Source organism: Brevibacterium sp. (assembly GCF_052105255.1).
Taxonomy (GTDB): Bacteria; Actinomycetota; Actinomycetes; order Actinomycetales; family Brevibacteriaceae; genus Brevibacterium; species Brevibacterium linens_B.
This window is the reverse complement of record NZ_JBQDYQ010000004.1, coordinates 1-24,887: the sequence shown is the minus strand read 5'-3', so window position 1 is coordinate 24,887 and position 24,887 is coordinate 1. Positions and strand designations below refer to the sequence as shown.

The following is a 24,887-nucleotide window of genomic DNA, read 5'->3' as shown; positions in this document are numbered from 1 at the left end:
CCAGCCGAACGAGCTATCGGTGTTCCCTGCGGTCATTGTCGGCAGCCGTCTTCGTGACTGTCGATGGCGGCATCGGCCACGGCGACTCCGGACCCGCCGTAGATGTTGATCACCGCGTGAACCCCGGCACGAACGAAATGTTCGGACTGATCGGGGCGTTGGGCGACCGCGGCGATGGTCCCGGGGAACCCGGCGATGCGCAGCTGCTCGAGGGCGAAGGTGTTCGAATCGTGCAGCGCCATCGCCAGCACGACAGTGTGGGCGCTGCCGCCGACCACGAGGCGGTGCCAGAACTCGTGGTCGGTGGCATCGCCTTCGAGCACCGTGAACCCGTCGGCGCGCAGAGCCTCGACGACGGCGAGGTCGTTGTCGACGCCGATGACGCTCCGGTCGCCGCGCTCGACGAAGCGCTCGTAGGCGCCGCGGCCGATGCGGCCCATGCCGAGGACGACGATTTCCGCGTCCCCGGTGTCCAACGGCCGGTCACTCGCCCGCAGCCGGTCCTCGTTCTCATCCGGCAGAATCGCATCGAGCTCAGCCACGATCGGAAGGCTGTAGGCATTGGCCAGGGAGGATCCGATCATACCCAGGGCCACGGCGAGGGCGATGATGGTCAGCCAATTGTCCTCGAAGAGCCCGTTGTCGACGCCGACGGCGACGACGATGAGTGCGAATTCGGAGAAGTTGCTCAGAGCCAGGCTGGTGCGCACGCTCGTGCGGTTGCGCAGACCGAAGAGCCGTCCCATGAGGTAGAAGCTCGCGAATTTGAACGGCAGCAGGACGACGCACAGGGCCAGCGCCATGAACAGATCCGACCAGGTGGGCACCGCCTGGAGCCCGATGACGACGAAGAATCCGACGAGGAAGAGCTCCTTGACGCTCAGCAGCGACTTCGACAACTCCCCGGCACGCGGGTGGGTGGAGAAGAACAGCCCGAGCACCAAGGCTCCGAGGTCGCCGTGGACGCCGACGGATTCGAAGGCGACGTAGCCGGGTCCCAAGGCCATGACGACGCCGAAGAGGACGAGCAGCTCACCGCGCCCGACGCGGTCGAGGATCCGACGCAGCACCCAGACCGCGGGAACGAGCAGGACGAGGGCGAACGCCCATAGGCTCGGCGGCTCTTCGCCTGCGATCGAGATGAAGGCGACCGCCGCGAGGTCCTGGAAGACGAGGATCGCGATGGCGATCTGACCGTAGTAGGACCCGTCGTCGGAGCGGTCTTCGAGCACTTTGACCACGAGCACCGTGGAGGAGAACGAGAGGGCGAATCCGAGCAGCGCCAAGGTGCCGACTCCCCCGCCGACGCTGACGAGGCCGATAGCGGCGGCGGCTCCGATCGTCCCAGCGCCGAGGAGGACCACAGTGATCATGTGCAGGGCAGCGGTGCCGTGGGCCTCGGGTTGGAGCAGGGAGCGCAGATCGAACTTCAGTCCGATGGTGAACAGGAGCAGAACCACTCCGATGTCCGAGACCTGCTGCAGTCCCGCGAACGCGGTGAAGCCGAAGACGTGCAGACCGAAACCGGCGGCGAGGAATCCCACGAGCGGAGGGATGCGCAGCTCATGGGCGATCAGCCCCAGCGCGAGCGCGGCGGCGATGGTGATGACGATGTCCGCCATGCCGTCCTCCTCGCTCGGCGCCGCCCGCGACGGCTCAGCCCGCCACCGCGTCTGTCACCTAAGTTATCAGGGCCGCAGGAGTCTGCGGAGGTTCTCCAGCCTGTCGGCCATGGACCGTTCCATTCCGTTGCCCGTCGGGGTGTAGTAGCACTTTCCGCGCAGGGTCTCCGGCAGATACTCCTGATCGGCGACCCCGTGCGGATAGTCGTGCGAGTATTTGTAGCCGTCGCCGTGGCCGAGTTCTTTTGCCCCCGGGTAGTGGGCGTCGCGCAGATGCATCGGCACCTGCCCGGCGAATCCGTTCTTCACATCGGCGATCGCGGCGTCCAGGGCGCGGTAGCTCGCGTTCGACTTCGGGGCCAGCGCGAGGTAGGTGACCGCTTCGGCCAGCGGGATCCGTCCTTCGGGCATGCCGATGTTGGCAACCGCCGTCGAGGCGGCCACGGCGATGGGCAGCGCCTGCGGATCGGCCATGCCGATGTCCTCGGCCGCGGAGATGACGACGCGACGGGCGATGAAGCGCGGGTCCTCACCGGCGACGATCATCCGCGCGAGATAGTGCAGGGCCGCGTCGACGTCGGAGCCGCGGATGGATTTGATGAACGCGGAAATCACGTCGTAGTGCTGGTCGCCGTTCCTGTCGTAGCGCAGAACGGTTTCGCTGCTCGCCTCCGCGCAGGCGGATTCGGTGATCGCGATCGGTTCGTCGCCCGACTCCTCCGACTGCGCGGCGGCGATTCCGGCGGCGGCTTCGAGGACGGTCAGTGATCGGCGGGCGTCGGCTCCGGCGATGCGGACGATGAAATTCCGGGCCTCCTCGGTGAGGGTGAACTGTCCGGCCAGCCCGCGATCGGATTCGATGGCACGGTCGAGCAGCTTGCCGACCGCCTCGTCGTCGAGCGGACGCAGGGTGAGCATGAGCGACCGCGACAGCAGGGGCGAGATGACCGAGAACGACGGATTCTCCGTGGTAGCGGCCACGAGCACGACGAGCCGGTTCTCCACCGCCGGCAGCAGGGCATCCTGCTGAGCCTTTGAGAATCGGTGGATCTCGTCGAGGAAGAGCACGGTGGTCCGTGAGTACATCTCCCGTTCCCGGCGGGCGTTCTCGATCACCTGGCGCACGTCCTTGACGCCCGCGGTGATCGCGGAGAGTTCGACGAAGGTGCGGCCCGGGGCATGCGAGATGACATGGGCCAGCGTGGTCTTGCCGACTCCGGGCGGACCCCACAGGATCACCGAGGAGGCTCCCGCCCGGTCTCCCCCGCTGGCTTCGACGAGTTGGTTGAGAGGGGAACCGGGGAAGGTCAGGTGCTCCTGACCGACGACCTCGTCCAGGGTCCGCGGACGCATCCGCACGGCCAGGGGATCCAGGGCCCGCCCCGCGGAGGTTCCGGAGGAACCGGCGAAGCCCGGACCCGGTGTTTCCTGGTCCGGGCCGTCGGTGAACAGATTGGGTTCTTGGCTCATCGGGCCTCGGCGTCGTCTTCCGGTTCGAAGTCGACTCCGGCCTCGGCGCGCTGGGCGTCGGTGATCGGGGCAGGTGCCTGGGTCAGCGGATCGAATCCGCCGCCGGACTTCGGGAAGGCGATGACTTCACGGATCGAGTCGACGCCGGCCAGCAGGGACACGATGCGGTCCCAGCCGAAGGCGATGCCGCCGTGCGGGGGTGCGCCGAACTTGAAGGCTTCGAGGAGGAAGCCGAACTTCTCCTCAGCCTCTTCGGCGGAGATGCCCATGATCGAAAAGACGCGTTCCTGGACGTCCTTGCGGTGGATGCGGATCGAGCCGCCGCCGATCTCGTTGCCGTTGCAGACGATGTCGTAGGCGTAGGCCAGGGCCGCGCCCGGGTCCTCTTCGAGAGTGTCGAGGAATTCGGGCTTCGGAGCGGTGAAGGCGTGGTGGACGGCGGTCCACTGTCCGCCGCCGACGGCGACGTCTCCGGCAGCCTGAGCCTCGGCGGCCGATTCGAACAGGGGCGCGTCGACGACCCACACGAACGCCCAGTCGCCGTCCTTGATCAGACCCGTGCGTTCGGCGATCTCGTTGCGGGCGGCACCGAGGAGGGCACGGGAGGAGGTTGCCTCACCTGCGGCGAAGAAGATCGCATCGCCCGGCTGCGCCCCGGCTGCCTCCGCGAGTCCCGCCTTCTCCTCATCGGAGATGTTCTTGGCCACCGGACCCGACAGGGTGCCGTCTTCGCCGATGAGCACATAGGCCAGGCCCTTCGCCCCGCGCTGCTTGGCCCAGTCCTGCCAGCCGTCGAGCTGACGTCTGGGCAGCGAACCGCCGCCGGGGTAGGCGACGGAGCCGACATAGGGCGACTGGAAGACGCGGAACGGGGTGTCGGCGAAGAATTCGGTGAGGTTGTGCAGTTCGAGGCCGAAGCGCAGGTCCGGCTTGTCCGAACCGTACTTCTCCATCGCCTCGTGGTAGGTGATGTGCGGGATCGGTGTGGTGATGTCGTAGCCGATGAGCTTCCACAGCGCGGTGAGGATCTCTTCAGCCAGCGCGATGATGTCCTCCTGCTCGACGAAGGAGGCTTCGATGTCGAGCTGGGTGAACTCGGGCTGACGGTCGGCGCGGAAGTCCTCGTCGCGGTAGCAGCGGGCGATCTGGTAGTAGCGTTCCATGCCGGCGACCTGAAGCAGCTGCTTGAACAGCTGCGGGGACTGCGGCAGGGCGTACCAGGAGCCGGGCTTGAGGCGGGCCGGGACGAGGAAGTCGCGGGCGCCTTCCGGAGTCGACTTCGTCAGGGTCGGAGTCTCGACCTCGACGAAGCTGTGGGCGTCGAGGACGGATCGTGCGGCCTTGTTGACATCGGAGCGCAGACGGATCATCTTGGCCGGGCCCGAACGGCGCAGGTCGAGGTACCGGTAGCGCAGCCGGGTCTCTTCGCCCACGGCACCGGAATCCTCGGCATGGTCGGAGACCTGGAACGGCAGGGCCGCTGCTTCGGAGAGCACCTCGACGGTGGTGTCGATGACCTCGATCTCGCCTGTGGGCAGGTTCGGGTTGGTGTTGCCGTCGGGGCGCACCGAGACGGTTCCGGTGGCCTTGACGACGGTTTCGTTGCGCAGCTGGTGGGCATCGTCCTCACGGACGACGACCTGCACGATTCCCGAAGCGTCACGCAGATCGATGAAGGCGACACCTCCGTGATCGCGACGACGATCGACCCACCCTGTGAGGGTGACGGTTTCTCCTGCGTTCGCGGCTCGCAGGCTTCCGGCTTCGTGGCTTCGCAGCACCTAGGGCTCCTTTGTGATGTTGTGGTCTAGCGCCTGATCAATGATAGTCGCCCTGCGCTCAGCTCTGGTACACGCGTGGCCAGAGGTCGTCGTCTGCCGGAGTCCATGTGTCCGGGTCCGCCGTGGTCTGCTCCCCCGAGCGGATGTCCTTGACCTCGTGGCCGGACTCACCGTCGGTGAACCAGACGAACGGAATCTCGCGGCGTTCGGCGTAGCGGATCTGCTTGCCGAATTTCGCCGCGCTAGGCGAGACCTCGCACGGGATGTCCCGGGACCGCAGCTGCGCGGCCACGGCGTCGGCATCAGCCCGTCGGGCCTCCTCGGTGACGGCGATGACCACAGCCGAGGGGGTCCCGCGGGTGGCGCGGATCTGTGATTCCTCGCCGAGGATGAACGCCATGAGGCGGGAGACGCCGATGGACATGCCCACCCCGGGATAGTTCTTCTTGCCCACGGTCACGAGCGAATCGTAGCGACCGCCGGAGGACACGGAGCCGAGCTCTTCGTGGCCGATCAGCTGGGTCTCATAGACCGCTCCGGTGTAGTAGTCGAGGCCGCGGGCGATCTTGAGCTGGGCGACGACGACTCCGGGTGCGCGAACGGCTGCGGCGCGCAGCAGCGTCGTCAGCGATTCGAGTCCGGCCTCGAGCAGGGGGTGGTCGACACCGAGGGCACGCACCTCGTCCGCGAAGTCCGGGGAGTCGGATTCGATGGCAGCCAACTCCAGGCACAGCCGCTGCTGCTCCTCATCGGCGCCCGCTTCGGCAGCCAGCAGCTTCGCCACTTCGGCGGGGCCGATCTTGTCGTATTTGTCGAGGCAGCGCAGCACGGCTTGGACGTTCGTCAGTCCGATTCCGCGGGCGAAGCCTTCGAGCAGCCTGCGGTCGTTGACGACGATCTTGATTCCGGGCACGCCGAGCGGGGCGAGACGGGAGAACGCATCGGCCACGGCCAAGGGGATCTCGACCTCGAAGTGTCCGGGCAGCTCCCCATCAGCGATGACGTCGATATCGGCCTGGATGAACTCACGGTACCGACCGGCCTGCGGACGTTCGCCCCGCCAGACGGGCTGAACGCGGGCGGCTTTGAACGGAAAGGTCAGGTCGTTTGCATTGTCGGCGATATAACGGGCCAGGGGCACCGTGAGGTCGAAGTGGAGTCCGAGCGGGTTGCGTTCGGCACCTTCGGAGTGAAGGCGGGAGACGGCGAAGATCTCCTTGTCGATCTCTCCGTCCTTGGCCAACTGGCTGATCGGTTCGACGGCGCGATGGTTGAGGGCGGAGAACCCGTGCAGGGCGAAGGTGTGTTCGAGCGTGTCGATGATGGCCTTCTCGATCACCCGTTCGGCCGGGAGTCGTTCCGGGAATCCGGACAGACGGGCTGACTTCGCCATGGTGCTCCTTGCTTTCGGTGTGGATGCGGCGCCGAGAGGCGCCGCTGAATCGGATGGTATGTGGATCGGGTGGGGTCGACTGCGACTTCGCGGCCGCGAAGGACAGGAGGATCCGAGGCGTCGGTCGCTCAGTCCTCAGAACATCAGTCGTCAGAAGAACGGGTTCGTCGCGAGTTCCGTGCTCACGCGAGACGCCGGGCCGTGCCCAGGATAGATCGGCACGTCCGGGAGCGCGGCGAATGTCCGCAGCGACTCCCGCATGGCCTGCGGGTCTCCCCCGGGCAGGTCGACGCGGCCGATGGCCCCGGCGAAGACGACGTCACCGGTGAAGACGACCTCGTCCGAGCCGTCGGTCACGCGCAGCAGCATGGACCCTTCTGTGTGGCCGGGTGCGGCGACCGCCGTGACGGTCAGTCCGGCGATCTCGACGCTGTGCCCGTCGGTGATGTCGGTCGCGACCGGTGCATTCCAGTCCTGAACGAGCGGGGCCAGCATTGCCGCGAACTGCGGGTTGAGCGTCGTCGCCGGGGATTCCAGACGGTACCGGTCGGCGGCGCCGAGGTGGACGGGCACGTCCCAGCGCGCAAGCACGTTGGTCAGGCCCAGAATATGGTCGGGGTGGCCGTGGGTGAGGAAGATGGCCCGCGGCTCCAGTCCCTCCTCCCTCAGCAGCTTCTCGAGGCCGGGGGCACAGTCGTATCCGGAGTCGATGAGAATGCAGTCGCTGGAGCCCTCTGCGCGCACGGCATAGCAGTTGACGTCGAGGAATTCGGCGTTGGTCGAGAACACATCCATGTGCAAAGTCTATCTACACGCTCGCCGATGGTTATGCTGGGATAACGTCTATCCCACAATCGAGTGATCGGCGGGTGGAATGACCTGCCGGTTCGACCGATGGAAACAAGGTGAGAACCATGTCGACCCCGACACCGAAGCCGACCCCCCGTCCGTCGTCGCTGCCGCGTCCGCAGGCGGCACAGGTGGTCAATGCCAGCCATATCGACCACGACGCCGAGGTGGCTCGCGCGGTGACTCATGGTCGTGCCGATGCGGACGGCAATGTGTTCGTCACCACTCCCGAGGGCGAACGGGCCGTCGGTCAGTACCCGGACGCCACTGCGGACGAGGCGCTCGAGTACTTCGCGAAGAAGTACGTCGAACTCGCCGAGAGCGCGGTCCTGCTGCGCAATCGTCTCTCCGCCGGCGCTCCCGGCCGTGAGGTCGTCTCGGCGGCGAAGTCGCTGCAGGAGTCGCTGCCGGAAGCCAACGTCGTTGGTGATCTCAAGGGGCTCAGCGCTACTCTCGACACTCTCATCTCCGATGCCGAGGCCACGGAGTCCCGGCAGGCTGCCCGGGCCCAGGCAGCCAAGCTGGCAGCCGCCGAGGACCGTGAGGCTCTTGTCGTGGAGGCCGAGACTCTGGCCAAGCAGGAGCCGTCGAAGATCCAGTGGAAGCAGTCGGGTGCGCGTCTGCGTGAGCTCTTCGCCCAGTGGAAGGACATGCAGCGCAGCGGACCGCGTCTGCCGCGTGCCGTCGATCAGGAGCTGTGGGGCCGGTTCTCCCAGGCCAGGAACACCTTCGAGCACAAGCGCAAGGAGTTCTTCGCCGAACTCGACAAGGTCAATGCCGAAGGCAAAAGGATCAAGGAGAAGATCGTCGCCGAGGCGGAATCGCTGTCGGCTTCGACCGATTTCCGCACCGTGTCCCAGAAGTACAAGGACCTGATGAGCCAGTGGAAGCGCGCCCCGCGTGCGTCGCGGAAGGACGATGACGCGCTGTGGGCCCGGTTCCGGGCGGCACAGGACGTGTTCTTCTCCGCCCGTGATGCGGAGAACGCCGCCCTGGATGAGGAGTTCAAGGGCAACCTCGTCGTCAAGGAAGAGCTGCTGAAGAAGGCTCAGGCGCTGCTGCCGATCACCGATCCGGTGGCGGCCAAGCGCGAGTTGCGCACCATCCAGGACCAGTGGGAGGACGCGGGAAAGGTTCCTCGCGCCGATATCTCCCGGATGGAGAACGGACTGCGCGATGTCGAACGTGCACTCGCCGACGCAGAGGAGGCCGCGTGGCAGCGCAGCAACCCGGAGACGAAGGCCCGCACCTCGGGTGCGCTGAGCCAGCTCGACGAGTCGATCGTCGACCTGGAGAGGAAGCTCGAGGCCGCGAAGTCCGGCGGCGATGAGAAGACCGTCGCCGCGGCCCAGGAGGCTCTTGACGCTCGCCGCGCCTGGCGGGATCAGCTCGCCCAGACCGCCGCAGAACTCGACTGAGACCGCAACTCGACTGGGGCTTGGGCACTCGTCCACAGCTTCTGACGTTCGAGTCAGCACCTGTCCACAGGCGCTCACCGAAGTCTTGTCTACGCCTCCACATCCGACGATAGTTCGGGTATGGAGGCGTTGTTTCATCTGCGGGACTTCGGGTACGAGCAGCTCACCGAGCTCACCCTCGACGGGCTGCTCATCCGACTGACCGAATCGACATGGGTGCGCAAGGGCGCCATCCTCTCACCCGCAGAGCGGATGGCCGCCCTGCATTCGCTCATCCCGCCCGGACTCGCGCTCTCCCACGACAGCGCCTGGTGGGTGCACCGCGGACTCGGCAGAGCTCCCGCTCCGCTGAGCTTCATCACGCTGCCCAGACGCCGGTGGATCGCCGATGACGGTTTCGACGTCCACGAGACGAATCTGGCGCAGGATGACTGGTGCCTCATCGACGAGCTGCCGATCACCACGGAGGAACGCACGCTCTACGATCTGCTCTTCCCCCATTTCCGGAACTGGTCGGCGGAGTCGCCGCGGGCGCTCAAGGGCATCATCGCGGAGATCCCCAGCGGTCTGCGTCAGCGTCTCCGGGACTACCTCACCGAGGTGGCCCGTCGACCGTTCGTCGCCCAGATGCGCGAGGCCTTGGACCGGGAGGGTCAGCCGCCGGAGATGCGGTAGACGTCGAAGACGCCTTCGACCTTGCGCACGGCCGAGAGCACGGTGTCCAGGTGGCTGGCGTCGCTCATCTCGAAGACGAACTTCGACTGTGCCACACGAGCCCTGGAGGTGCCGACCGACGCCGACAGGATATTCACATGGGTCTCGGTGAGCACCTTGGTGATGTCGGAGAGGAGACCGGCGCGGTCGAGGGCCTCGACCTGGATCTGGACGAGGTAGATTCCGCTCGTCTTCTCGCCCCAGGACACCTCGACCATGCGTTCGGGCTCCCGTTTGAGTGAGGTGACGTTCGGGCAGTCGACGCGATGGACGGAGACGCCCGAACCGCGGGTGACGAAGCCGAGGATCTCGTCTCCCGGCACCGGGGTGCAGCATCGGGCGAGCTTGACGAGCACATCGTCGACGCCTTTGACGATGACGCCTTCCGACGAGGAATGATGTCCCGAGGACTGGCCGGTGCGGTTGCGCGGCTCCGGCGGCAGCACGACCGACTCGTCGTCCTCCCCGACCTCTTTGGCCAGCAGATCAACGACGTGCTGAGCCGAAGACACGCCGTTGCCGATCGCGGCATAGAGGGCGCTGACATCGGGCAGACGCATCTCCGTGGCGACGACTTGGAGGGCCTCCTGGCTCATCAGCGACGCGGCGGAGATCGTATGGCGGCGCATCGCCCGGGCAAGCTGTTCGCGACCGTTCTCGATCGCCTCTTCGCGGCGCTCCTTCGAGAACCACTGACGGATCTTGCTGCGGGCACGCGGGCTCTTGACGAAGCCGAGCCAGTCACGGCTGGGCCCGGCATTCTCATCCTTCGAGGTGAATACCTCGACAGAATCCCCGTTCTTCAGCTCCGTGTCCAAGGCGACGAGGCGACCGTTGACGCGGGCGCCCATCGTCTTGTGTCCGACCTCGGTGTGCACGGCGTAGGCGAAGTCGATGGGGGTGGCTCCCGCCGGCAGGCTCATCACCTCGCCCTTGGGGGTGAAGACGTAGACCTCCTTCGAGTTCACCTCGTAGCGGAGGCTGTCGAGGAATTCGTCGGGATCGGAGACCTCGCGCTGCCAGTCCAGGAGTTGTCGCAGCCAGGCGGCGTCGTCGACCTCTCCGGCGTCGGAGACCTTCACAGAGCGGGCGGTGTTCGAGGTCACGGCCTTCGAGGACTTATTCAGATCCTTGTACTTCCAGTGAGCGGCGACGCCGAATTCTGCGCGACGGTCCATCTCGTGGGTCCGGATCTGAATCTCGACGGGTTTGCCGGCTGGCCCGATCACCGTGGTGTGCAGGCTCTGGTACATGTTGTACTTCGGCATCGCGATATAGTCCTTGAACCGTCCGGGAACCGGGTTCCACCGGGCGTGGACGATGCCGAGGGTGGCGTAGCATTCGCGCACGGATTCGACGAGGACGCGGACCCCGACGAGATCGTAGATGTCTGCGAATTCGTGTCCGCGCACGACCATCTTCTGATAGATCGAGTAGTAGTGCTTGGGCCGACCGGTGATGGAGGCATCGATCCCGGATTCCTTGAGTTCGCCCTGGAGCTCCTCGGAGACCGTGGCCAGATACTTCTCACGTTCGGGAGCCCTGTCGGCGACGAGTCGGACCACTTCGTCGTAGACCTTGGGATGGAGAACCTGGAAGGACAGGTCCTCGAGCTCCCATTTGATCGTATTCATGCCCAAGCGGTGTGCCAACGGGGCGAAGATGTCGAGGGTCTCGCGGGCCTTCTTCGTGCTCGACGAGGCCGGGACGAATCGCCAGGTGCGCGCGTTGTGCAGGCGGTCCGCGAGCTTGATGACGAGGACGCGGATGTCCTTGGCCATCGCCACGATCATCTTGCGCACGGTCTCGGACTGCGCGGCCTGCCCGTACGTGAGCTTGTCGAGCTTCGTCACCCCGTCGACCATGGCTGCGACCTCGGAACCGAATTCCTCGGTGAGTTCGTCGAGCGAATACGAGGTGTCTTCGACCGTGTCGTGCAGCAGAGCTGCGGCGAGTGTGACCGGCAGCATGCCGATCTCCGCGAGGATCGTCGCCACCGCGATGGGATGGGTGATATAGGCATCACCGGACTTGCGGGTCTGCCCGCGGTGGGCCTCCTCAGCGACCTTGTAGGCCCTGACGACGAGGTCGATGTCCGCCTTCGGATGGTTCGACTGCAGGGCCCGGATCATCGGGCCGAGCACTCGCGGGTAACCAGGGTTGTTCTGCGCCCTCGCCGCCCACCAGGCTAAGCGGGAGATGCCTCGCGGACGGCGCGAATCAGCCGACGATGCCACACCATCTCCTCTCTCGGGAATCAGACTTCGGCGTGAGTCACCGGTGGGACGTCTGCTCCCCCATTCTTCAAGCGTAGTTCACGCACGGCCTCCTCCTGTGCCTTGACCGCCGGTTCATTTGCGCGGAGGAGGGCGTAGAGGGGGCTCGCGACGAACAGCGTCGAAGCGGCTGCCACTATAGTACCGATGAACAGGGACAGCGAGATATCGACCAGTGTTCCAGCGCCGAGGAGGAACACGCCGATGAAAAGGATGGAGGCGATCGGAAGCACCGACACCACTGAGGTGTTGATCGAGCGCACGGTCGTCTGATTCACGCCGAGGTTGACGAGTTCTGAGAACTTGAGGTTCCGCTTCTCCTCGAATCTCGTCGTGTTCTCTCGGATCTTATCGAAGACCACCACCGTGTCATAGAGCGAGAAGCTGAGCACAGTGAGGAAGCCGATGATGGCCTCCGGGGTGACTTCGAAGCCGGTGGCCGAGTAGATGCCCATGGTCACGATCATCACGACGAAGAGGCCGACGATCGCCGCGAGCGACATCTTCCAGGTGCGGAAGTACAGGGCCATGACGACGAGGGCGATGGCCACGAAGATGACGAGTGCGCGGATCATCTTCGACGTCACGTCCTGACCCCATTCGGGTCCGACGAACGTCGAGGTGACGTCTTCGACCTTCACGTCGTAGCCCGCGACGAGAGCGTCGCGGACTTCCTGCATCTGCGGGTCGGTGAGCTGGTTCGTCTCGATCTGGACGGCCGTGTCACTGGTCGGCGTCAGGCGCGGCTCGACCCCGGAGACCACCTCGTTGATGATCCCTTCGCCCTTGGCCGCCGAGGTATCGGTGACGTGGTCGACCTGGAACTGCGAACCGCCCTTGAAGGCGATGCCGAAGTTGAAGCCGAAGATGAGCGGGACGAGCAGGGACAGGAGGACGAGGACTCCGGAGATGGCCAGCCACAGCTTCGCCTTGCCGACGAAGGGGATCGATGATTCGCCGCTGTGCAGGCGGTTGCCCCAGGCAAAGAACCGTTTCACTTGTCAGCCTCCTTGCCGTCGTCAGCCGTCGAGTCTGTGACGGCATCGTCTTCCTCGGCCCGTCGGGCCGCGGCCTTCCGCTCGGCGATGGTCATTCCGCCCGCCGCGGCAGCGGACTTCGCCGGTTTCGATTCGGCGGTCTTCGACTTCGCGGCCGTGGACGCCTTCGACTCGTCGGTCGTGATCTCCTCCGACTCGGACGCGGCCGCGGTGGTTGTGTCGGAACCGTTCTCGGCTGTCATCCCGGCCTTGCGCATCCGTGCCTTCTCGCGCCGCTTGGCCTCGGGGGTCTTGTCCTTGTCATCGATGGACAGATTGAGCGCTCCACGATAGGCGGCGGGCTTGACCCCGAGCAGACGCGGATCCATTCCGGACATCGGGTGGCCCTCGCCGAAGAACTTCGTGCGGGCCAGGAACTGCAGCATCGGGTGGGTGAACAGGAAGACGACGAGCACGTCGATGATCACGGTCAGACCCAGGGTGAAGGCGAAGCCTCGCACCGAGCCGACAGCCAGGATGTAGAGAATGACCGCGGCGAGCATGTTCACTGCCTTCGAGGCGTAGATCGTGCGCTTGGCACGGTCCCAGCCGACCTCGACCGCGGAGAGCAGATTGCGACCGCTGCGCAGTTCGTCTCGGACACGTTCGAAGTAGACGATGAACGAGTCCGCCGCCATGCCGATTCCGATGATGATACCGGCGACACCGGCCAGGGACAGTCGGTAGCCGTACCTCCACGACGCCAACAGCAGCAGCAGGTAGGTGAGCACACCGGCGACGACGAGGCTCGAAACGGTGACGAGGCCGAGCACTCGGTACTGCAGCAGCGAGTACACGACGACGAGCAGGAGTCCGACGAGTCCGGTGAGCAGACCGATCTTGAGGTAGTTCGATCCCAGGGTCGGCGAGATCTGGTCCTCACTCTGGACCTGGAAGCTCAGCGGCAGCGAACCGTTCTTGAGCTGATTGGCCAGAGTCTGTGCCTCGTCGAGAGTGAAATTGCCGGTGATCTGAGCGTTGCCGTCGGTGATCACCGCGTTCGAGGAGGGAGCCGAGAGCACCAGGCCGTCGAGCTCGATAGCGAACTGGTTGTACGGCTGCTGTTTGCCGGTGATGTCCGAGGTGATCTGCTTGAAGATCTCACGCCCGGTCGAATCGAAGGAGAGGTTGACGGCAGGATTGTTGGTCTGCACGCCGTTGGCTCCCGCGGCATAGCCCGCGTTCGCATCGGCAAGGTGATCACCGGAGAGTTCGACGGGCCCGAGGATGTACTTGGCCTGTCCGTCTTCGGAGCACGAGACGACCGGTTCGTCCGAGGGCTGCTGCTGCCCGCCCGTCCGATTCTTCTTGTTCGTGCAGTCGAGCTCCGAGTATTCCTTGATGATTGTGTCGGTCTGCCATTCGGAGGCGTCCTTCTCGGGATCGAAGAGAGGCCGCGGTGTCGAGTCGGTGACCTTCGAGCCCCCGCTCGAGCCGCTGCCTTCTCCGGACTTCTCCGCGTCCTTGCTCTCCGACTCCGAGGACTTCGTCTCCTCTGTGGACTCGTCCGTCTTCGTCGCCGAGCCGCCGGCCTCGACGACATCGCCGCCGCCGGACGGAGCCTGATCCTCTCCCTGTCCGTCGCCCTGTGAGTCGGCGCCGGTGAGATCCTCGAGGCGTTTGCGCTCTTCGTCGCTCAGCCCGTCATCGGCGCCCGACTCCTCGCCGCTGCTCTCCTGCTCCTTCTGGATCTGCTCCTGTGAACGCGGGTCACCGACCAGCGCCACACGACGGAACACGAGCTGAGCCGACGAACGCACGAGGTTGCGTGTCTCCTCGTCGGGGTTGCCCGGGAGGTTGACGACGATGTTGCGGTCACCCTGCGTCGAGATCTCGGCTTCGGAGACACCGGTCGAGTCGACGCGCTGACGGATGATCGCCACGGCCTGGTCGAGCTGCTCCTTGCTGATGTCCGTGCCCTCGGACACCTGTGGTTCCAGGATGATCGAGGTTCCGCCCTCGAGGTCGAGCGCGAGCTTCGGAGTCGTCGTGGCATTCGACCAGATGACCCCGCCGGCGATGATTGCGGCCAGGGCCACAGTGATGATGGCCAGCCACAGGAAGCGCAAACCAGGGCGTGGTTTTTCTTCGATATCGGACACGTTTCAGCTTTCAGTCGGGAGCAGAGGGCGAGAACGGATCAGTTCTTCTTGTCGGTATCCGAGTCCGTCGAATCCGTGGAAGCGTCATCCGCAGCGGCGGAATCGGCATCGGTCTCTGCGGCCTCAGCGTCGACGTCCTCGGTCTCCGCAGCAGATTCCTCAGTGCTGATGTCCTCAGCAGCCTCGTCATCCGCCGTGTCCTTCTCGGCGCGCTTGCGTTCGTTCATGGCGTCGAGCTCAGCATCGGTGATGGCCGGCTTCTCGTCATCGGCGGCGGCATCGACATCGGCATCAGCGGCGGGCGTGTCGGCGGCGGGCGCGTCGACCGGCGCTGCGGCCTGGTTGTTCTCGATCTGGCCGATCGCCTGGCGGTGCACGCGCAGGACCGTACCTGGTCCCGATTCGATGGTCACCTGGTTGTTCTCTTCGTCGATGGAGAGCACGGTGCCGAAGACACCGAAGGTCGTCATCACGGTTGCGCCGGGCACGAGACCCGATTTGATCTGCTCCGCACGCGCTTTCTGCTTACGCCGAGAATTGAACAGGAAAAAGATCAGCAGCGCGGCAAGCGCAAGAGGGATCAGCAAATCCACAGATATCAGCCTTTCATATGAATGAATCAGTGAACCAGCTTAGTTCGTCCTCACCTCTCATAGCGAACTCAAATGCGCGGTTCAGAACTCATAGTTTGCTGGGATCTGCATTTTCAGGTGATTCCAGGCGGCCGAGGTGGCCACCCGTCCCCGTGGGGTGCGGCTGATCAGCCCTTCCCGCACGAGGTACGGCTCGGACACGGTTTCGACGGTGTCGGCTTCTTCGCCCACGGATACAGCGAGGGTTCCCAGCCCGACCGGGCCTCCGCCGAAGCGCTGGCACAGCACCTGCAGAACCGAGCGGTCGAGTCGGTCGAGACCGAGTTCGTCGACCTCGTAGACGCGCAGGGCGTTGGTGGCGGCTTCCTCGTCGATGATTCCGCTCCCGCGCACCTGTGCCCAGTCGCGGACGCGGCGCAGCAGTCGATTCGCGATTCGCGGGGTGCCCCGCGAACGTGTGGAGATCTCTTCGAGCCCGGCGAGCTCGGATTCGATGCCGAGCATCCGGGCCGAACGCCTGAGAACCGTGAGCAGGTCGGCGCTCGAATAGAAGTCGAGCAGGGCGGTGAAGCCGAAGCGGTCGCGCAGCGGCGCCGGAAGCAGACCGGACCGGGTCGTGGCGCCGACGAGAGTGAACTGCGGGAGATCGAGCGGAATGGCGGTCGCGCCGGGTCCTTTGCCGACGATGACATCGACTCGGAAGTCCTCCATCGCCACATAGAGCATCTCCTCCGCGGCACGGGCCATCCGGTGGATCTCATCGATGAAGAGGACTTCGCCTTCCTCGAGGGAGGACAGGATCGCTGCGAGGTCGCCGGCATGCTGGACGGCAGGGCCGGAGGTCACCCGCAGGCTCGCGTTCATCTCATGGGCGATGATCATTGCCAGAGTGGTCTTGCCGAGCCCGGGAGGACCGGAGAGCAGCACATGGTCGGGAGCCTTCTGCCTGGCCTTCGCGGCGTCGAGGACGAGGGAGAGCTGCTCACGCACCTGCGGCTGGCCGATGAAGTCGGCCAGGCCCTTCGGGCGCAGCGCCGCCTCGGCATCGCGTTCGGCCGTCTCGGCGCGTCCGGAGACGAGCCTGTCCTGTTCGGCTCCGGTCAAGTCTTGGTCGCCGAAGTCAACCTCGTAGGAGTCACGGTCGAAGGAGCTCGTCATTTCTTCGCACCCAGGACCTTCAGTGCGGCCTTGAGGATCACGGAGGTGCCGGCGTCAGCACCGGTCTCCTTGACGACCTCGGCGACGACCTCCTCGGCCTGCGCTTCCTTCCACCCCAGTCCCACGAGGGCGTCGACGACCTGCTGGTTCCCACCGCCGAATGACAGGGTCGGCCCGGGAGCGGCAGCGGTGAGCTTCGGCAGCTTGTTCTCGAGTTCGAGGATGATGCGTGAGGCGCCCTTCTTCCCGATTCCGGGCACGCGGGTGAGCGCATTGGCGTCCTGAGTCGTGATCGCGGCAGCGAGCTCGTCGGGTCCCATCACCGACAGGATCGCCATCGCCAGGCGCGGGCCGATTCCGGAGATCGACAGCAGCACTTCGAAGGTATGGTTCTCGTCTTCGGTGGTGAAGCCGAACAGCGTCATCGAGTCTTCGCGCACCACGAGGCTGGTGACCAGTTCGATCTCGGCGCCGTGCCGGGTGCCTGCCAGGGTGTCGGGGGTGACGTGGACCTTGCGGCCGACACCATAGGTGAGAACGACGAGGTGGTCAGCTGCGATCCGATGCACCGTACCGCTGAGGAAACTGATCACGGACAGCCTTTCTTAAGGGGAACACGTGTACGAATCCAGGTTAGCAGGCGCCCTCTGCCCCATGCTCACTTGGCGCGCCGCATAGCCTCGGCCCACTGCTTCTGGGCCTTCGTCAGTCCGCTGCCCTGCCGGCCACCGGCCTTGCGTTCGGTGAGGTCCTTGTTCTGCCCCGGCGTCGATTGGGCCGACAGAGCCCCGCGCCAGGAATGGCAGATCGCGATCGCCAGAGCGTCCGCGGCGTCGGCGGGCTTCGGCGGTGCCTCGAGCCCGAGGATCCGTGTCACCATCGAGGTGACCTGCTTCTTGTCCGCACGTCCCGAACCGGTGATCGCGGCCTTGACCTCCGACGGGGTGTGCATGGCCACGGGCAGTCCGCGGCGGGCCGCCAGCCCCATCGTCAGTCCCGATGCCTGGGCGGTGCCCATGATCGTGGAGACATCGTTGCGGGCGAAGACGCGTTCGATGGCGACGACATCGGGACGGTACGTGTCCAACCAGGTGTCGAACGCCTCGGCGATGGCGCCGAGGCGCAGGTCGACGGAATCGGCCGAGGGGGTCCGCAGGACGTCGACGGCGACCATCGTCGCCTTCCGGGCGGGCAGGGTGTCGATGACACCGAGCCCGCACCGGGTCAGTCCGGGGTCAACGCCGAGGATGCGCATCAGGCATCGAGTTCGGCGAGGACCTCATCGCTGACATCGGCGTTCGAGTAGACGTTCTGGACCTCGTCGCTGTCTTCGAGCGCGTCGATGAGGGTGAAGACCTTCTGCGCGGTCTCTGCGTCGAGGCTGACCTCGAGTTCGGGTACGAAAGAGGCTTCGGCCGAATCGTAGTCGATCCCGGCGTCGACGAGAGCGGTGCGCACGGCCACGAGGTCGGTGGCCTCGCAGATGATCTCGAACTTCTCGCCGACTTCCTTGACCTCTTCGGCCCCGGCGTCCATGGTCGCCAGCAGGATGGCCTCTTCGTCGGTCTCCTCGGCGCCCACGGTGATGACGCCCTTGCGGTTGAAGTTGTACGTCACCGAACCGGGGTCGGCCATCGACCCGCCGTTGCGGGTCACGGCCACGCGCACCTCGGAGGCGGCCCGGTTGCGGTTGTCGGTGAGACACTCGATGAGCAGAGCCACACCGCCGGCGGCGTAGCCTTCGTACATGATCGTCTCGTAGTTGACTCCGGAGCCGTCAAGGCCGCCGCCGCGCTTGACCGCGCGGGTGATGTTGTCGGCGGGAACGGAGTTCTTCTTCGCCTTCTGGATCGCGTCGAACAGCGTCGGGTTGCCGTCGGGGTCGGGTCCACCGTTGCGAGCGGCAACCTCGATGTTCTTGATCAGCTTGGCGAAGAGTTTGCCGCGCTTGGCATCGATGGCAGCCTTCTTGTGTTTAGTCGTTGCCCATTTGGAATGACCTGACACTGGTGTTCCTTCCTGTAGTTACAGCCTCTCAAGTCTATACGCTGATCGCCGGGACCCATGCAGACGGCTGTGGGCGATTCCGTGCGGCCTCACGTCGGCGACTCCGTGCGGACTCGCCTCGGTGCGCAGTCGCGGGTTCAGTCGATGACCAGCGGCACGTCGGGAATGGACCCGGCGGTGGACAGGTCGATGAGGCCGAGCAGATTCTTCGGATAGATCGTCTCCGTCGTGGCCAGGAGCTCCTCCCGGGTCCACCAGCGGAATTCGAGCAGGCTGCGTTTCTCGATGTCCGTCCAGACCGCGTCTTCGAGTTCGATGTCCTCGGTGGTGCGGAAGGCGAAATAGGTTTCGACCTGGCGCAGTGACTTCTCCGTGAATTCGAAGACCTCGTCACGAGTGGCCAAGGGGCCGATGAGTTCGTGGGGTTCGCATTCGATCCCGGTCTCCTCGGCCAGTTCCCGGGCCGCCGTCTGCGCGGCCGATTCGCCGAGTTCGGAACCTCCGCCGCAGGTCATCCACCACTGGTGGCTGGGGGTCAGCAGGTCTTGGGCCCGGATCAGGAGGACCTCGTCGCGCTCATTGAGTAAAACGACCCGTGAGGCTTTACGAGGTTTCATGTTTCTCCAGTGGTCGGCGGCGAAGGGAGGCAAGTGTTTGCAGAATAATGACGCTGGGGGATTTCGGCAAGAGCACGACAGCGGCCCTGAGAACGATATCGGCTCTGCGCGTTCCCCACCAACTCGACGTTCACGAGGCGGAGTCGGCCGCGGAGACGGCACCAGGTTCAGCCTCGCCCGAGCGATGTCGCTCACCCTCCGGCCGGGTCCGCTCCCCGCCGCTGAGGTACCGGTCCCACCAGTCGAGGATGGCTTCGAAACGCTGCCGGCGGTGGCGGGGCTGCCCGGCCCGGGAGAGCTCGTGGTTCTCGCCGGGGAAGATGAGCATCTCGGTGTCGACTCCGGCTCGCTGCAGGGCCGCGTAGTACTGCTGTGCCTGTTCCAGCGGGCAGCGCAGATCGAGTTCCGAATGCATCACCAGAGTCGGTGTGCCGACCTGTGGGGCGTGGGCCAGGGGCGATTGGGCCGCGATGGCCTCTCGGCTGCGGCTCGTGTACTCCTCGGTGAAGAAGCGCCCGATGTCGGAGGTCCCGACGAAGCTGTCGGGATCGAGGTAGCCGCGTTCGACGATGGCTGCGTCGAAGCGATGGTCCGCGGCGATCGTCATGGCTGTGAGATATCCCCCATACGATCCGCCCTGGATGCCCAGCCGGCTGCGGTCGAGGGTGGGATCGGATTCGAGGGCGTGGTCGAGGACGGCGAGCACATCGGCCATCGCCGGAGCCGCCATATCGCCTTGGACGGCGGTCCCCCAGCTGCGGGTGCGGCCGCCGGATCCGCGCGGGTTCGAATACACGACGGCATATCCTGCGGAGGTGAGCACCTGGGTCTCGTCGAACCACGAATGCGTGTACTGGGCGAAGGGCCCGCCGTGGATGTTGAGGATGACGGGGAAGGGTCCCTCCCCGTGCGGTTTGGCCAGCCAGCCGGTGATCGTCCCGGAAACGCCTGGCACCCGCAGCACCTGGGGTTCGACGGAGTTCGCCGGTGCCGGATGCTCCTTGACGATGACCGTCTCACCCGTCACCGAGGCGGCCCCGGAGTCCGCGCGGGCGTCGAGACCGATCCGGCCGAGGACGGCCGGAGAGTGTGGAGTCGATCCGGTGAAGACGAGGGTCTCCTCGTCGAGGTCGAAGCCGTTGACGACGGTGGTGTCGTCGGTGAGGAAGTCGAGGTCGTCGAGGGCGACCTGTGCGGCGTCGAGGCCGATGCGAACGATCCGGGTGGCTCCGTCGGTGTCGACGGCGGCGACGACCGCTCCCCCGTGGATCTGCGGCCGGATCGGCGCCAGGGCCACGGTCTCCGGGTCGGTCAGCCGCCTCGTGGAGCCGGTCGTCATGTCGTGGAGGAAGAGTCCGGGCATCTGCCCGACGAAGTCGAGTTCGTCCCGGCTCAGAGCGTTGCCGAGCAGCAGCACCCGTTCGGTGTCGATCCACATGTGCAGACTCAGACTCATCGGCGGCAGGTCGAGCGGGTGCGACTCCTCGCGGCCGAGCAGCCACACGGTGCTGCGCAGGTCGGGTCGGCCCCGATCGGGTTCGGCTGCCGCGATCACGCTCGCCCAGTGACCGCCCGGGGAGAACTGGGGGTCGTGGACGTCGGTGTCCGGAGTGGTCAGCAGCGTCGACAGCGGGACCTCGGAGGCCCCCCGCAGGCCGACGGTGCCGAGTCCGGGTTCGGCGAGGTCGACGAGGAAGGCACGGGCCGGGCGGTCGTTCGTATAGCCGAGTCCGTTGGCCAGGTAGGACGCCGTGGTGATCCGGCGTGGGGCCTCTTCGGACGCCGGAACGGCCACGTCGAGGCCGTAGCGGCCGGGTTCGGCGACACGGGCGACGTAGAGCGCCCTGGCGCTGGAGTCGTCGAGAGCGAATTCGGACACCCCGAGGTGGTTGTCCGTGATCTGGTGTGCCGTCTCCAGGCTGTCGCCGACGTAGAGCTGCGGGGCGGCCTTCTTCTCCGCGCTCAGATATCCCGACCAGTTCGGGCCGCACTGCGGGTCCGAGTCCGACCAAGAGTGTGTCAGCCGTCTGGAGCGGTCGCCACTCAAGGCGAACAGCTGGGCGAGGTAGCTGTTGGTCTCGAGGTCGGGTCGCCGGATCGTGATGACGGTGTCGCTGCCGCGCAGCATGGGCGAGGAGTACTCGGCGAGGGTGCCGAGGTCTTCAGGATTCATCTGTTCCATTCCTTTTGCAGCCGTGCCTGCACATCGGCGTGCACCTGCGGCAGGGCCTTGGTCTGAGCGATCACGGGCAGGAAGTTCGCGTCTCCGCCCCAGCGCGGGACGACGTGCTGGTGCAGGTGGGCGGCGATTCCCGCGCCGGCCACCGGTCCCTGATTCATGCCCAGGTTGAAACCGTGGGGTCCGGACACGGCCCGGATCACGCGCATCGCCTGCTGCGTGAAACCGGCGAGTTCGACGGTCTCGTCTTGGCTCAGGTCCGTGTAGTCGGCGACGTGACGGTAGGGGCAGATGAGCAGATGGCCCGGGTTGTACGGGTAGAGGTTGAGCACCGCGTACACGTGCTGACCGCGGGCGACGATGAGTCCGTCCGCGTCGGTCTTCGACGGTGCCGTGCAGAACGGACATTCGTCGGCTCGATCGTCCTTGGGTTTGTCCTGACCGTCGATGTAGACCATCCGGTGCGGGGTCCACAGGCGTTGGAATCCGTCGGGTTCCCCGGGGAACCCGGCGGCGGCCTCGGCGCAGGGAATTCCCTCACCGAGGCGGCCGCCCGAGTGATCCTGAGCGGTTCGGTCCTCGTCGCCTCCGCTCATACCTGGGCCTTGGTCTCGATCGTGTCGAGGATCCGTCGCACCGCCTCGGCGACGGGCACGCCGTTCTCCTGTTCACCGCTGCGGAAGCGGAAGGACACGGCACCGGCGTCGCGGTCCTCTCCTCCGGCGATGAGAGTGAAGGGCACCTTCGACTTCGACGCGTTGCGGATCTTCTTCGGGAACCGGTCGTCGCTGTCGTCGATCTCGACGCGGACTCCGGCGGCACGCAGCTGGTCGGCCACCTCGGCGAGGTAGTCGTTGAACTCATCGGCCACGGGGATGCAGGTCACCTGCACGGGCGCCAGCCACACGGGGAAGGCTCCGGCGTAGTGTTCGGTGAGCACGCCGAGGAAGCGTTCGATGGACCCGAACTTCGCGGAGTGGATCATCACCGGCTGTTTGCGGGAGCCGTCGGCGGCGACGTATTCGAGGCCGAAGCGCTCGGGCTGGTTGAAGTCGAGCTGGACGGTCGACATCTGCCAGGTGCGGCCGATGGCGTCGCGGGCCTGGACGGAGATCTTCGGGCCGTAGAAGGCCGCGCCGCCCGGATCGGGGACGAGTTCGAGTCCGGTCTCCTGGGCGACCTCCTCGAGCACGCTGGTGGCTTCGGCCCACTGTTCGTCGGAGCCGATGAACTTATCCGCCTTCTTCCCGTCCTCATCGCGGGTGGAGAGCTCGAGGTAGAAGTCGTCGAGGCCGAAGTCGCGCAGGAGGCTGAGCACGAAGCCCAGCAGATGGCGGATCTCCTTCCCGGCGTCTTCCTGGGCGACGTAGGAGTGCGAATCGTCCTGGGTCAGGGCGCGGACGCGAGTGAGGCCGTGGATGACACCGGAGGCCTCATCGCGGTAGACGGTGCCGAACTCGAACAGGCGCAGGGGCAGGTCTCGATAGGACCGGCCGCGGGACCGGTAGATGAGGTTGTGCATCGGGCAGTTCATGGCCTTGAGCCGGTACGGTGTGCCCTCCTTGACGACCTGGTCGGACTCGTCGCGGACCTCGTCGACCGACATCGCCGGGAACATGTTCTCGCCGTAGTAAGGCAGGTGGCCCGACGTGTAGTAGAGGGTCTCTTTCGAGATGTGCGGGGTGCCGACGTATTCGAAGCCCTCAGCGATGTGACGGGCGCGGACGTAGTCCTCCATCTCCCGTTTGATGACGCCGCCCTTGGGGTGGAAGACGGGCAGACCGGAGCCGAGCTCCTCGGGGAAGGAGAACAGGTCCATTTCGGCGCCGAGTTTGCGATGGTCGCGACGTTCGGCCTCGGCAATGCGGTCCTGGTAGGCCTTGAGGTCGTCCTTCGAAGCCCAGGCGGTGCCGTAGACGCGCTGCAGGCTCGCATTCGCCTGGTCGCCGCGCCAGTAGGCGGCCGAGGATCGGGTGATGGCGAAGCCGTTGCCGATGAGCTTGGTGTTGGGCAGGTGGGGACCGCGGCACAGGTCCTGCCACACGACTTCCCCCTTGCGGTCGACGTTCTCGTAGACGGTGAGTTCACCGCCGCCGACCTCCACGGAGGTCTCTTCGTCGCCGCCTTTGCCTTTGTCGTCGATGAGCTCGAGCTTGAACGGTTCGTTCGCCATCCGCTCCCGTGCCTCGTCCTCGGTGACGACGACGCGGTTGAAGGTCTGGCCGGACTTGACGATCTGGGCGGCCTTCTTCTGGATCGCCTTGAGATCCTCAGGGGTGAAGGGCTCGGCGACGTCGAAGTCGAAGTAGTAGCCGTCGGTGATGTAGGGACCGATGCCGAGTTTGGTTCCCGGGAAGAGCTCCTGAACGGCCTGAGCGGTGACGTGACCGGTCGAGTGGCGCAGGATATCGAGTCCGGCATCGGAGTCGATGGTGATCGGGGCGATCCGATCGCCTGCCTGCAGCTCGCGGCTGAGGTCGGCGGGTTCGCCGTTCAGCCACATGGCAACGACCGTGCGGTCGGTGGAGAAGATCTCCGTTCCGGTCAGCCCCTCTGTGAAAGGAATGCTTTCGCCCGCGCAGTCAATGCTGTCTGCCACTGATTTCTCCGTTCGTTCCGTGTTCATTCGAGCAGCCCGTTCGGTGGGCGACTCACCCTCAGATTCTAGTACCAATTCGGTTGCGACAAATCAGTTGGGTGACAGTCCGAAGACTGCCACCCATACTGAGTCCGGCGACCCCTGCAGCCGAGCGTTCAGGACCGTCTGGGCCCTGTCACCTCGGGAAACAGAGTGTCACTGCTTGTAGAACTCGAAGTCCTTGCCCTTGCCGAGGTCGTCGACGAGTTCGAGCTTGAGGTGCATCCCATCGATTTCGGCCGTGGGGGCAGCGAAGGCGAATTCATAGGTCGTTTCGCCGCCGGCGGGAACCGGATCGGTGAAGGCCAGGGAGCCCTTGTAGTTTCCGCCGTCGAAGACGTCGTCGTATTCCGTGCTGCCGCCGTCGTTGGCGGACAGGTTCGTGAGAGTCATCTCCAGGTCGGAATTCGAGTTGTTCTTCACGGTCATCGTCACGATGGCGATCTCGCCATTGGTCGATTCGGCGCCTGAGGCGTACTCGCCTGCGGTGCCCTCGCGGACGTTGATCTGTGCAGTGACGTCGGTGCCGATCTCGACCTCTCCGGCCTGAGCGGGTGCGGCGTCGCCTCCATCCGAGCCATCGGAGCCCTGGCTGGGATCCTGTCCGGCCCCCTGGCTGGGATCCTGTCCGGCCCCCTGACTGGGATCGGCGGGTGCTGCCGAGCTGGCGGCCTCGTCAATGGCTTTGCCGAGCATTCCGAGTCCGAGAATGGTGAAGATCACCACGACGATGGAGATGAGAATCGACAGCCCACCGAGGATGATGCCGGTGATGTTGAGGCCCTTGTTGCTGGCGAGGCCCTTCTTGACAGCGGAGAGTCCGACGAAGCCGAAGATCACCGCGGCGATGCCGAAGAGCGCGCCGCCGCCGAACACGAAGGCGCCGAGGACGCCGACGATGCCGCCGATGAGAGCGAGGATGCCCCAGATGTTCTTCGACGTGTTCCCGCCGCCGCCCGGCGGGTACTGACCGTAGGAGGCGTTCGGGTTGGCCGGGATGAACTGATCGGAGGAACCGTCTGCACCTGCGTAG

The 24,887-nt window shown here is 65.6% G+C and carries 20 protein-coding genes; 2 read left to right on the top strand and 18 right to left on the bottom strand.

What is annotated here, in order from left to right; genetic code table 11:
- Positions 1-32: 32 nt before the first annotated feature.
- The 5 genes from ACTIIH_RS02225 to ACTIIH_RS02205 form a co-directional block, all read right to left on the bottom strand.
- Positions 33-1,622, bottom strand: coding sequence for a cation:proton antiporter domain-containing protein (locus tag ACTIIH_RS02225; protein WP_441450279.1), 1,590 nt, complete (start codon positions 1,620-1,622; stop codon positions 33-35).
- A gap of 66 nt (positions 1,623-1,688) precedes the next feature.
- Complete coding sequence (locus tag ACTIIH_RS02220; protein WP_441450278.1) at positions 1,689-3,092, bottom strand: replication-associated recombination protein A; 1,404 nt, start codon at positions 3,090-3,092, stop codon at positions 1,689-1,691.
- Complete coding sequence (aspS, locus tag ACTIIH_RS02215; RefSeq protein WP_441450277.1) at positions 3,089-4,873, bottom strand: aspartate--tRNA ligase; 1,785 nt, start codon at positions 4,871-4,873, stop codon at positions 3,089-3,091. Before aspS ends, ACTIIH_RS02220 begins: the two co-directional genes overlap by 4 nt.
- Positions 4,874-4,931: 58 nt before the next feature.
- The gene (hisS, locus tag ACTIIH_RS02210; protein ID WP_441450276.1) at positions 4,932-6,266 is read right to left on the bottom strand and encodes a histidine--tRNA ligase; all 1,335 of its coding nucleotides are present in this window, start codon (positions 6,264-6,266) and stop codon (positions 4,932-4,934) included.
- A 150-nt stretch (positions 6,267-6,416) separates the two neighbouring features.
- Positions 6,417-7,061 (bottom strand): MBL fold metallo-hydrolase, encoded by a 645-nt coding sequence (locus ACTIIH_RS02205; RefSeq protein WP_441090023.1) that lies wholly within the window; start codon positions 7,059-7,061, stop codon positions 6,417-6,419.
- Between the two features lie 119 nt (positions 7,062-7,180).
- On the opposite strand from ACTIIH_RS02205, the gene ACTIIH_RS02200 reads away from it, so the two are divergent.
- Together ACTIIH_RS02200 and ACTIIH_RS02195 are read left to right on the top strand one after the other, a co-directional pair.
- A complete protein-coding gene (locus ACTIIH_RS02200; RefSeq protein WP_441450275.1) occupies positions 7,181-8,533 on the top strand; it encodes a DUF349 domain-containing protein in 1,353 nt (450 codons plus the stop codon).
- 120 nt (positions 8,534-8,653) lie between these two features.
- Positions 8,654-9,208 carry a hypothetical protein gene (locus tag ACTIIH_RS02195; protein WP_441090025.1) on the top strand — a complete coding sequence of 185 codons (555 nt, stop codon included), beginning with the start codon at positions 8,654-8,656 and terminating at the stop codon, positions 9,206-9,208.
- Here ACTIIH_RS02195 and ACTIIH_RS02190 read toward each other — a convergent pair.
- The 13 genes from ACTIIH_RS02190 to ACTIIH_RS02130 all read right to left on the bottom strand — a co-directional run.
- The gene (locus ACTIIH_RS02190) at positions 9,187-11,484 is read right to left on the bottom strand and encodes a RelA/SpoT family protein (protein WP_441090026.1); all 2,298 of its coding nucleotides are present in this window, start codon (positions 11,482-11,484) and stop codon (positions 9,187-9,189) included. The two genes, ACTIIH_RS02195 and ACTIIH_RS02190, sit on opposite strands and share 22 nt — an antisense overlap.
- 20 nt (positions 11,485-11,504) lie before the next feature.
- A complete protein-coding gene (gene secF, locus ACTIIH_RS02185) occupies positions 11,505-12,521 on the bottom strand; it encodes a protein translocase subunit SecF (RefSeq protein WP_441090027.1) in 1,017 nt (338 codons plus the stop codon).
- Positions 12,518-14,662: a protein translocase subunit SecD gene (gene secD, locus ACTIIH_RS02180; protein WP_441450274.1), complete on the bottom strand. Its 2,145-nt coding sequence runs from the start codon at positions 14,660-14,662 to the stop codon at positions 12,518-12,520. Before secD ends, secF begins: the two co-directional genes overlap by 4 nt.
- 38 nt (positions 14,663-14,700) lie before the next feature.
- Positions 14,701-15,255, bottom strand: a complete 555-nt coding sequence (gene yajC / locus ACTIIH_RS02175; protein ID WP_240811955.1) for a preprotein translocase subunit YajC — start codon at positions 15,253-15,255, stop codon at positions 14,701-14,703.
- A gap of 81 nt (positions 15,256-15,336) precedes the next feature.
- Positions 15,337-16,413, bottom strand: coding sequence for a Holliday junction branch migration DNA helicase RuvB (gene ruvB, locus ACTIIH_RS02170; RefSeq protein ID WP_101553447.1), 1,077 nt, complete (start codon positions 16,411-16,413; stop codon positions 15,337-15,339).
- Entirely contained in the window at positions 16,410-17,006 is a 597-nt protein-coding gene (ruvA, locus tag ACTIIH_RS02165) for a Holliday junction branch migration protein RuvA (RefSeq protein WP_441450273.1), read from the bottom strand. The genes ruvB and ruvA overlap by 4 nt, the downstream gene beginning before the upstream one ends.
- A 65-nt stretch (positions 17,007-17,071) precedes the next feature.
- Positions 17,072-17,668 carry a crossover junction endodeoxyribonuclease RuvC gene (gene ruvC, locus ACTIIH_RS02160; RefSeq protein WP_101553445.1) on the bottom strand — a complete coding sequence of 199 codons (597 nt, stop codon included), beginning with the start codon at positions 17,666-17,668 and terminating at the stop codon, positions 17,072-17,074.
- Positions 17,668-18,420 carry a YebC/PmpR family DNA-binding transcriptional regulator gene (locus tag ACTIIH_RS02155; RefSeq protein WP_101553444.1) on the bottom strand — a complete coding sequence of 251 codons (753 nt, stop codon included), beginning with the start codon at positions 18,418-18,420 and terminating at the stop codon, positions 17,668-17,670. Before ACTIIH_RS02155 ends, ruvC begins: the two co-directional genes overlap by 1 nt.
- 137 nt (positions 18,421-18,557) lie before the next feature.
- On the bottom strand, positions 18,558-19,037 hold the full coding sequence (locus ACTIIH_RS02150) for an NUDIX hydrolase (RefSeq protein ID WP_101553443.1): 480 nt from the start codon (positions 19,035-19,037) through the stop codon (positions 18,558-18,560).
- A gap of 130 nt (positions 19,038-19,167) precedes the next feature.
- Positions 19,168-21,210, bottom strand: a complete 2,043-nt coding sequence (locus tag ACTIIH_RS02145) for an alpha/beta hydrolase family protein (protein WP_441450272.1) — start codon at positions 21,208-21,210, stop codon at positions 19,168-19,170.
- Complete coding sequence (locus ACTIIH_RS02140) at positions 21,207-21,812, bottom strand: HIT family protein (RefSeq protein WP_025777862.1); 606 nt, start codon at positions 21,810-21,812, stop codon at positions 21,207-21,209. Before ACTIIH_RS02140 ends, ACTIIH_RS02145 begins: the two co-directional genes overlap by 4 nt.
- Positions 21,809-23,815, bottom strand: a complete 2,007-nt coding sequence (thrS, locus tag ACTIIH_RS02135; protein WP_101553553.1) for a threonine--tRNA ligase — start codon at positions 23,813-23,815, stop codon at positions 21,809-21,811. The genes ACTIIH_RS02140 and thrS overlap by 4 nt, the downstream gene beginning before the upstream one ends.
- A gap of 195 nt (positions 23,816-24,010) precedes the next feature.
- Positions 24,011-24,887: DUF4190 domain-containing protein (locus ACTIIH_RS02130; RefSeq protein WP_441450271.1), on the bottom strand; the 877-nt coding region annotated here is incomplete at its 5' end.

Coding starts and splice junctions, on each gene's coding strand:
- ACTIIH_RS02225 (WP_441450279.1), bottom strand. CDS start 1,622: ATGGCGGACATCGTCATCACCATCGCCGCCGCGCTCGCGCTGGGGCTG.
- hisS (WP_441450276.1), bottom strand. CDS start 6,266: ATGGCGAAGTCAGCCCGTCTGTCCGGATTCCCGGAACGACTCCCGGCC.
- ACTIIH_RS02140 (WP_025777862.1), bottom strand. CDS start 21,812: ATGAGCGGAGGCGACGAGGACCGAACCGCTCAGGATCACTCGGGCGGC.
- ACTIIH_RS02205 (WP_441090023.1), bottom strand. CDS start 7,061: ATGGATGTGTTCTCGACCAACGCCGAATTCCTCGACGTCAACTGCTAT.
- ACTIIH_RS02220 (WP_441450278.1), bottom strand. CDS start 3,092: ATGAGCCAAGAACCCAATCTGTTCACCGACGGCCCGGACCAGGAAACA.
- ACTIIH_RS02150 (WP_101553443.1), bottom strand. CDS start 19,037: ATGAAACCTCGTAAAGCCTCACGGGTCGTTTTACTCAATGAGCGCGAC.
- ruvC (WP_101553445.1), bottom strand. CDS start 17,668: ATGCGCATCCTCGGCGTTGACCCCGGACTGACCCGGTGCGGGCTCGGT.
- ACTIIH_RS02200 (WP_441450275.1), top strand. CDS start 7,181: ATGTCGACCCCGACACCGAAGCCGACCCCCCGTCCGTCGTCGCTGCCG.
- ruvB (WP_101553447.1), bottom strand. CDS start 16,413: ATGACGAGCTCCTTCGACCGTGACTCCTACGAGGTTGACTTCGGCGAC.
- ACTIIH_RS02145 (WP_441450272.1), bottom strand. CDS start 21,210: ATGAATCCTGAAGACCTCGGCACCCTCGCCGAGTACTCCTCGCCCATG.
- ACTIIH_RS02195 (WP_441090025.1), top strand. CDS start 8,654: ATGGAGGCGTTGTTTCATCTGCGGGACTTCGGGTACGAGCAGCTCACC.